The organism is Aestuariispira insulae (assembly GCF_003385955.1).
GTDB lineage: Bacteria > Pseudomonadota > Alphaproteobacteria > UBA8366 > Aestuariispiraceae > Aestuariispira > Aestuariispira insulae.
The window spans coordinates 1-1,723 of sequence record NZ_QRDW01000041.1 but is presented as its reverse complement, the minus strand read 5'-3'; the positions used below and the strand labels follow the sequence as shown (position 1 = coordinate 1,723).

Sequence of the window (1,723 nt, the reverse complement as noted above, 5' to 3'; positions counted from 1 at the left end):
AGCGGGCTCTTTGGAGGTCATGGATTTCTGTCTCATCTTCGTTCCCTTACGGTCTCTACGATGAACCAGAAATCCTCCGTTATGCAATCAGCTTAATTTGTCCCAAAGATGCTGACGGGGAACACGGTCTCAAGGCTGCTGCTTTCCTCGCTGGAGGAAACGCCGAAGCTGACCTCGGCGGAGACCGCGCCTTTTTGCAGCGCGGTCACGGCGGAGGCGGCCTTCAACACCGCCGAGGCCGCGGTCACGCCCTGCGCGGCGGCCCCGCCTTCGCCCTCGGTCAGGGCCTGGGGCAGGTTGGCGACAACGAAATTCCGGGGACACCTTACTTAACTTGAGGTGTAGACCTTTGGCAGGCAGCTGTGACCGGCCTGACGTAAGACGTTAAATCCTGAAAGAAAGAACCTTGGGGGCGAAATCCAACGATGAATTGGGTCTGGTGTCCCCGGAATTCTTTGCCAAGGCAAACATCGAACTGCGCAATTTCACACAAGCCGTAATCCGCATAGCTCAAGACACAGATGCCGGGAGGTGTGACATCGCAAACAGGCAAATCGTCAATGCAAAATGGTGGGTCAAAGCACTGCGCTATTCATATACCGAACTATGTTGAGGCTGAGGAGGCTGAAAGAGGCCTTCACCCTTCCGGGTCGGATATCCGCTTGAACAAAAACTCAGCAAATGACGCCGCATATCTTATTTCGTTCTCACCGGCCTTCACCACGACAGGATACTCACCGTCTATATCAGTCTCTGATGGATCCAAATAAAAAATCTCACCGAAATCGTTTGAACAAACGACCACAGCATCAGGCTTCACGAGCTTTTTTTGCCGAGCCCACCGAGTTTGATAGACAATGTCACCAACAGATTCTTCGGACAGTGCAGGATAAATGGAATAAATTTCCTCTCCATACACTTCGCCACCGCCATAATTTTGAACAAACCACAGATAGCTAGGTGGCAAAGCCACACCTAAAGCACCTTCCGTTTCTTGAATTCGAGCACCAGTCGGCGACAAATCGCAACTAGGATCGCCAAATTCCACATCGTCGTCAGACGAGTCCTCGATCAACTTCTTCAGGTCATCCAAAATCATTTGCCTATTGCCCCCAATTCGCAGCTCTTTCTTTCCAGTAATTCCTAGACCAGGTGTTGAATTGTGACCGATTTATTCCAGATGGCACAGTACTCGGCATGTGTAACACACCATGGTTAGCGCTGTGAAGTGTTTGCGTCACCTCCACAATGGCCCCGTCTTGTCGCTGCGTTAAATGGTGTAAGTTGACTGAGTTCCCATCTGGTCCAATCGGCGCTCGTCCAGCAGCCATACGCTCAAGATTAGTCCCACGGACTGTCTGGCCACGAACAGTCCATTCGCTAATATGATTGGGATCAATCAGATCATTTCGCTGGTAGACTCTGTTTCCGTTGAATTGAACTGGGTCTTGTGTCCAAAACTTACGGTTTTGCTGGAAATGATGCGCAACCTCCGCCCTCGTAGCGTTGCTAATTGCTACATCATCGATCACCTTTGATACGTGAGCGCCCGGTGAACCCCACCTTGTAGCTTATTTCGAATATGTTCAGGTTCATCCTCAGGTTTTTACAGGACTGAGGGTTTGACCATGACAGATGGCAGGAAGCGCGGCCGGCAATGGAGCATGGCCGCCAAGAAGCAGATTGTGCGGGAGGCGGCCCAACCTGGTACCAGCGTCCGGGA

The 1,723-nt window shown here is 51.6% G+C and carries 3 protein-coding genes; 1 reads left to right on the top strand and 2 read right to left on the bottom strand.

Annotated features, from left to right (window positions below):
- On the top strand, window positions 1-338 hold a 338-nt coding region (locus tag DFP90_RS23135), incomplete at its 5' end, for a hypothetical protein (RefSeq protein ID WP_218044781.1).
- A gap of 299 nt (window positions 339-637) precedes the next feature.
- On the opposite strand, the gene DFP90_RS22575 is transcribed toward DFP90_RS23135, so the two are convergent.
- Both DFP90_RS22575 and DFP90_RS23450 read right to left on the bottom strand, forming a co-directional pair.
- Window positions 638-1,099 (bottom strand): SMI1/KNR4 family protein, encoded by a 462-nt coding sequence (locus DFP90_RS22575; RefSeq protein WP_115939719.1) that lies wholly within the window; start codon window positions 1,097-1,099, stop codon window positions 638-640.
- 4 nt (window positions 1,100-1,103) lie between these two features.
- Window positions 1,104-1,532 (bottom strand): HNH/ENDO VII family nuclease, encoded by a 429-nt coding sequence (locus tag DFP90_RS23450; protein WP_115939718.1) that lies wholly within the window; start codon window positions 1,530-1,532, stop codon window positions 1,104-1,106.
- Window positions 1,533-1,723 lie beyond the last annotated feature (191 nt).

Coding starts and splice junctions, on each gene's coding strand:
- DFP90_RS22575 (WP_115939719.1), bottom strand. CDS start 1,099: ATGATTTTGGATGACCTGAAGAAGTTGATCGAGGACTCGTCTGACGAC.